1 protein-coding gene is annotated in these 336 nt (G+C 46.7%); it reads left to right on the forward strand.

The window, feature by feature from the left end; translation table 11 throughout:
* Positions 1 to 7: 7 nt before the first annotated feature.
* Positions 8 to 336: hypothetical protein (locus U9S71_RS20940; RefSeq protein ID WP_326329807.1), on the forward strand; the 329-nt coding region annotated here is incomplete at its 3' end.

Raw genomic sequence — 336 nt, forward strand, 5'->3', positions numbered from 1 at the left:
CATACACGTGGATACAGATGAAGACTTTTTTGCGGGACGCCGCTCACTTGCAGAAATCCTCAACGGATATAATGATCTACCGGCCGAGCAGGTCATCGTCCATTGGTATAGTCCAATGCCTCCCACCACTTCTGAATCTGATACCGGCATGATCATTCCGGCTCATTTCTCGACATACTACCTGGATGAGAGCGATTTAAAAAGAGTGAAAGTGGGCCGTATCCGTTTTGCTGAAGGTGATCGTTATGTTGTCCATCTTATTGACGGCAGGTATAATCGGGTAGACGTTAGCAGCAATAAAGCCCGCGAAATTTTTGAAACCCCTTTAACGGTCGA

This window comes from Parapedobacter flavus (assembly GCF_035818675.1).
Lineage (GTDB): Bacteria > Bacteroidota > Bacteroidia > Sphingobacteriales > Sphingobacteriaceae > Parapedobacter > Parapedobacter flavus.